Here is a 5,781-nt window from a genome sequence, read left to right on the forward strand (position 1 = left end):
CTAACGGAGTGACAACTCTTTCATCTTCATTATTATGATAAATATCTGCCGAAGTGAAGATTTTATTTAATAAAMAATGTATCATTTCTTCATAGCATTCAAAGGTAATATAGGAATTTTGGATAATTTCATTAAATGCATCAGAAACGTGTGCAATACAATGAGCCCAGCCTTTATCTTCAATATATCCACGGAAATCAGTCTCTAAATTTGTATATGTTATGAGATTTTGTTTTATTTCTGTAACATCCTCCTCAGTTAGAAAGTAGTGGGAGTTGGAAAATTGGAGGATTAAAGCAATTAATGAAACAGTATAAGAGCGTGTGAAAACCCCATCTGTATATGGGGAATTAATATCAAAATATAAGTATTCATCGCTTAAACAAGTATGTAAAAGTAATTTAAGTTGATCATCGAGTAGAAGCTCATATTGAATAAAGTGAGAAAAACAATTATAAATCAGCTGATAGCGAATGTAACTGTCAGTAGTTCCAATGTGCTGAAGCATGTTCGTTGTTAACTCATTTATATCTATATGTTGCATGTGCGAATAATCATTTTGTTGTATAAGCTCTAACTGTTGTTGCAGCGCTGTAATATCCAATGGAGAACCTCCTCCGCACTTTAAAGATGCGATCTTTTCTAGTATTCTATATATTCAAGGACAATCCTGCTCATGCAAGGAGACAAAACTTAAATTCAAGTATTATATAGATGAGGGAAGAGTATGACGATTATAAAACAATTAGAAAAACATTTTAAAATAAGAAGAAGTGCTTCTTCTATAATGATAAAAGAAAATAATGCAGAGGTTTTTACAGAAGAGCAAATTGAAGAAATGGTGCAATATTTTGTTACTGAGGCGAAAAAAGGTGGATTAGAAAATCTACAATTTGAGGTTTCTTCAAAAAGTCCCAATTATGATGTATATAAGAAATGCTTTGGAAAGTATTCATTTAAACATATTGCTGAAAATATAATAGTATTTAAAGATATATATGAAGTGGAAGATATAGAAAGTGATATTGATTTTAAGCTTATTGAAGAGATCGGAGAAGACGCTTTTTATTCTCTTTGGAATGAGCTGATGGAAGAAGAAATAGCGTATGATCAATTTGTAAATATGATGGAACAAGAAATTGGTGGGCAATGGAAAGAACATTGTTTAACAGCTGTTGCAAATGAAGAGCCGATAGGAATTGTAGTCCCGTATATTGAAAGAGGTACGTTAGAAGAAGGGAAACTTATGTATTTCGCAGTCGCTCMGAGTATGCGAAATAAAGGATATGAATCTGACTTATTTACAAAAACGATGTTTGTATTAAAGGAAATAGGAGCCACTTATTATATTGGTGAGGCAAATGTACAAGATGAGTGGATGAATGATGTTTTTGAAAAGAATGGATGTCAGCAGCTGAGTTGTAGTGAGCGATATGTGAAAAGGGTTTAGAAGGATGAATGACGTAGTCTCGCGAACTCATTTAGCGGGAATCCATGTACAAATTTTGAACGAGTAAAAGAACTTTTTGCATGTTTGTAAGATAAAAAGAAAAATCGAAACGACAAAGTAAGCTTTCCTATAATACAATAGAGAAGGATTATACTATACGAAGAAAGTGTTGGTGGAAGTATGAAGCAACAAATAAATTGGTTACAAGCAACTGTAGAACGAAATGAAGATAACACGTTACATATAGAGTGGGAAAATAACATAGAAGAAGTTGAAATTTATTGGGGTACTTCACCAGATCATATTGAAGAAAATGGTGAATTACTTGTGACGGTAAATGGAGAGTCATTTACTACAATTGCCAATCCGAGTGAAAATGAGCGTCCCTATTTTAGGTTAGTAGGAAGTAATGGACAAGCAGTTACAGTCGCGGAGCGTAGATTACCATTACAAGGTGCGTTTAACTTCCGTGATATGGGCGGATATGAAACGACTGAAGGCCGTAAAGTAAAATGGGGTAAATTGTATCGTTCTGAAGAATTAGCAGGATTAACAGAATGGGATATTGAGTATTTACAGAAGTCAGGCTTAAAATTAATTTGTGATTACCGTACAGATTTTGAAGTAAAGCATAAGCCGAACCCAGGCATTACAGGTGCTCGCCAAGTATGCTTACCAGTTATGCAAGACTTAGCGAAAGATTTAAATATAAATGAGTTTTTCCAAGTTGGTGATTTATCAGTATTAGGAAAACCTGGTGAATATCTTGTGAAAATGAATCAAGATTTTGTAAGTGGTAATGAGGCATTCGTGAGCTTCTTAAAGTTAGTACAAAATCCAGAAAACTTACCATTAGTAAACCACTGTACAGCTGGAAAAGACCGTACTGGATTTGGTTCCGCATTATTATTACTTCTATTAGGTGTATCAGAAGAAACGGTAATGCAAGACTATTTATTAAGTAACGGTTTCCGTGAGAAGTTAAACGAAAAAATGATGGCATTTTTAGGTGCAAAATTACAAAACGATGAAAGTAGAGCGATATTAGGTGCGATGTTTGAAGCTCGTGCTGAGTATTTACAAGCTGCGATTGATGAAATTAAAAAGCAGTATGGATCAGTTGAAGCATACGCTGAAAAAGCTCTTGGATTTACGAAAGAATCGTTAGAGGAAATGAAAGAATTATTGCTAGAAGGTAAATAATGAGAAGGGAGGCTGGTTTGGATTAGCCTCCTTTTCTTATTGTTGTTATAATTAAGCTATGAGAATATAGGAATTGAGGAGAGCATCATGAAATACAAAGTAATACTATTTGACGTAGACGATACATTATTAGATTTCCCTGAAACAGAAAGAAACGCATTACATAACGCGTTTGTACAATTTGGCATGCCTACAGGGTATAATGATTATCTTGCAAGTTATAAAGAGATTAGTAATGGATTATGGAGAGATTTAGAAAATAAAATGATTACGCTAAGTGAATTAGCGATAGATCGATTTAGACAATTATTTGCTCTTCATAATATAGAAGTAGACGCGCAGCAATTTAGTGACGTATACCTTGAAAACTTAGGGAAAGAAGTACATCTTATAGAAGGTGCAGTGAAACTATGTGAGAATCTTCAAGATTGTAAGTTAGGTATTATTACGAATGGATACACTAAGGTGCAACAATCTAGAATTGGAAATTCGCCTTTATGTAACTTCTTTGATCATATCATTATTTCTGAAGAGGTAGGCCATCAAAAACCAGCACGTGAGATTTTTGATTATGCATTTGAAAAGCTTGGGATTACTGATAAATCAAGTGTACTAATGGTTGGAGATTCCTTAACTTCTGATATGAAAGGCGGAGAAGATTACGGTATTGATACGTGTTGGTATAACCCGAGTCTGAAAGAAAACAAGACAAGTGTTAAGCCGACCTATGAAGTGGAGAGTCTGCTTCGTATTATGGAAATTGTAGAAGGAAAAGTAGTTTCCTTCTCATAAGATTTTCCTATTGTCGATGGGTGTCGGTAAATCGATATATTGAAAAAATCGCTGATATAATTTGAGTTGTGGTCGATATATTGGGAGTATGTTGTTTTGAGGGARTTCGCRAAGAAAAAATAGCGCTACTATACTAAKGKCATTCACGTGTYATAAKGYRTTARTTAAATATGTGTATATAATACATAGTTTYTCAGAGTRATGCGATGTCARGTATGAGCTGTGTAACAACTAGAGGTGAGWGAAGGATGTTAACGTTTTTATTTGAGTTAGACAAGGMTATTCCACAGAMGGATGAGCCACGGTATGTTGCTTATRCAAATGGCTTTATCGAAGGGGATTTAACRATTTGTGTGGGTGAYAGAGTMCTTTTTCARAAGTCATGCATGAAGGTCGYAGAGCTGGGMATTTATTTAGGACAGTGGATGGAACAAGTTCAACACGGGCAGAACRTACATRTGAATTATGAAACGATTGAAGATGATGAGKTAATTCTTKGTTTYTTCTATGAAGAGGACAATCAGTGGAGRAWTTCTTCCRGTTGGCAAGAATTYGAACTTCAGGAGCGTATATCTACKRYMACATTAGTAGAGARCGTTCAACGCTATTTRTATGRGCTAAATAAGGAACTGYGCGYGATAGAATATCCTGTGACRTTTGATCAGTACTTAAGAGGAGAGCGKATTATGCAGCTTTCTTACAAACGACTGTGTGATAGTAAGGCAGACACGAYGCCGATAGAGGTTTACAATGGAAGCAAACAAGTAAGTGTAGTACGGGGCTATTATAAAAATACKTTGATGAAAGTGCTAGACTTCATTCCRAAAGTTGGTAGTAATATCAATTATGAAATAAAGGATAGTAAGGACAATATTCGSATCATTGCAAAGGATGCAAGTAGGCGGCGCCAAAGAAAGATTTTAGTAACGTACATCGATAATAATGRTGCAGAGCATGAAATAATTGTATGTGACGGAAAGTTATTGGATGCAAATTTCKTATTTACCTTTACATATAAGACAGAAGAATATGTTGTTCACAAAAATTCACTTGGGATTGGAAAGGTATTACGAAAGGGCTATGTAATAGCAGATTGGAATATTCGTCTTGAGGAAGATATGTATTACATCGAGATGAATGTATATGATGAGGATTATATAGAGGATCAATACTTACTGTTAGGTGTATTTCATGCGGTTTTGTATGGGTGATAAAGTGAAACTTTAATCAGTGGGAGTCTTACTGCTCGTAACTAGTGGGATAAATAATGAGGAGGGAGGCTAATTTTGATTAGCCTCCTTTTTTATCTGCTTGTCGGCATTCATACAAAGAGAAAGCGTAAGGTATTCTCTAAAAGATTTATTAATCATGCTGTTCACTAGAGTATATTAAGAATAATGTATATGCAACCATATAGTAATAAAAGTMCAAAAACATCAATAATAAAATATTTAACAGTTGTTGGTTAGAGTTTTTTGAGTACCCCTTTATTAATCCTCAAAAATAAAAATCTTATCAATCGTACTATGAAGTGCCCTCGCTATATCATGAGCAAGCTGTAAGGAAGGATTATATTTTCCTTTTTCAAGATGGCTAATCGTTTCACGACGTACACCAACCTTTTTCGCTAAATCTTCCTGCGTCATATGCACTTTGGCGCGGTATTCTTTTATCTTCGTTACGAACGCCATGGTGCATCTTCCATTTCATCCACAGGTTTATCGTAAAAGAAGATAGAGAATCCGAATGTAAGAATGAGTGTGCTGAAAATAAGAGCGATATCAATCTCTTGTAAAAATGGATTCGGAAATAACATTTCAATAAACATAATGATAGTTGTTGTTAGTAATGTAATGATAAAGGCATTGCGGCATGATTTATTGACGATTTGTTCAAAAAGCTCATCGTGATGAACTTTTCTATATGTCGTGAAAAAGGAGAAGAAACAGAACATAGTAAACAATCCTTTTTCGTAAAAAAATCCGAGAAACCCAAAGAAACCGAGAAATCCTAAATATTTTATCCAAGTTGTTTTCASGATAGATTCTCCTTTCGATGTTAGAAATAAATCACTATATGTTATAAATATATCACATATGGAAATTCATAGTAATAATAGTTTTGCGTTTTATTTCATAATAATAGTAAAAAAGGTTAAAAATTCTGTAAAATAAAAAGGGAAATATCGTAAAATGGTTGTAAGGAGGGGGAGGAAGAAATGTTAACTGGGATAATGATCGTTATATTACTTGTAGTGATTACTGTAATTGGAACGGTGTTAATTGGGCGAAATGGTGATGCGAATTATAGTAAAGCGACAAAAGGAAATATTAAAC

At 34.1% G+C, this 5,781-nt stretch carries 7 protein-coding genes; 4 read left to right on the forward strand and 3 right to left on the reverse strand.

The genetic code is table 11. The annotated features are described in order from the left end of the window. Positions 1-604 (reverse strand): DUF2785 domain-containing protein (locus AC1DTM_RS16935; RefSeq protein ID WP_477000530.1); only part of this gene is annotated, 604 nt, incomplete at its 3' end. Positions 605-727: 123 nt separating this feature from the next. Here AC1DTM_RS16935 and AC1DTM_RS16940 point away from each other — a divergent pair. The 4 genes from AC1DTM_RS16940 to AC1DTM_RS16955 all read left to right on the forward strand — a co-directional run bounded on the left by AC1DTM_RS16940 (position 728) and on the right by AC1DTM_RS16955 (position 4,656). Continuing rightward, the gene (locus AC1DTM_RS16940; protein WP_477000531.1) at positions 728-1,450 is read left to right on the forward strand and encodes a GNAT family N-acetyltransferase; all 723 of its coding nucleotides are present in this window, start codon (positions 728-730) and stop codon (positions 1,448-1,450) included. Between the two features lie 180 nt (positions 1,451-1,630). Beyond that, positions 1,631-2,653 (forward strand): tyrosine-protein phosphatase, encoded by a 1,023-nt coding sequence (locus AC1DTM_RS16945; RefSeq protein ID WP_088099364.1) that lies wholly within the window; start codon positions 1,631-1,633, stop codon positions 2,651-2,653. 87 nt (positions 2,654-2,740) lie between these two features. Continuing rightward, positions 2,741-3,445, forward strand: a complete 705-nt coding sequence (locus tag AC1DTM_RS16950; protein ID WP_246908175.1) for a YjjG family noncanonical pyrimidine nucleotidase — start codon at positions 2,741-2,743, stop codon at positions 3,443-3,445. Between the two features lie 248 nt (positions 3,446-3,693). Then, positions 3,694-4,656: a tubby C-terminal domain-like protein gene (locus tag AC1DTM_RS16955; RefSeq protein ID WP_477000532.1), complete on the forward strand. Its 963-nt coding sequence runs from the start codon at positions 3,694-3,696 to the stop codon at positions 4,654-4,656. 279 nt (positions 4,657-4,935) lie between these two features. Here AC1DTM_RS16955 and AC1DTM_RS16960 read toward each other — a convergent pair whose 3' ends face one another. Both AC1DTM_RS16960 and AC1DTM_RS16965 read right to left on the reverse strand, forming a co-directional pair. Then, on the reverse strand, positions 4,936-5,136 hold the full coding sequence (locus tag AC1DTM_RS16960; RefSeq protein WP_002110900.1) for a helix-turn-helix transcriptional regulator: 201 nt from the start codon (positions 5,134-5,136) through the stop codon (positions 4,936-4,938). Next, entirely contained in the window at positions 5,124-5,483 is a 360-nt protein-coding gene (locus AC1DTM_RS16965) for a DUF2178 domain-containing protein (protein ID WP_002110899.1), read from the reverse strand. The genes AC1DTM_RS16960 and AC1DTM_RS16965 overlap by 13 nt, the downstream gene beginning before the upstream one ends. Positions 5,484-5,781: the final 298 nt, after the last annotated feature.

It is taken from the genome of Bacillus sp. P4_D3 (assembly GCF_056401855.1).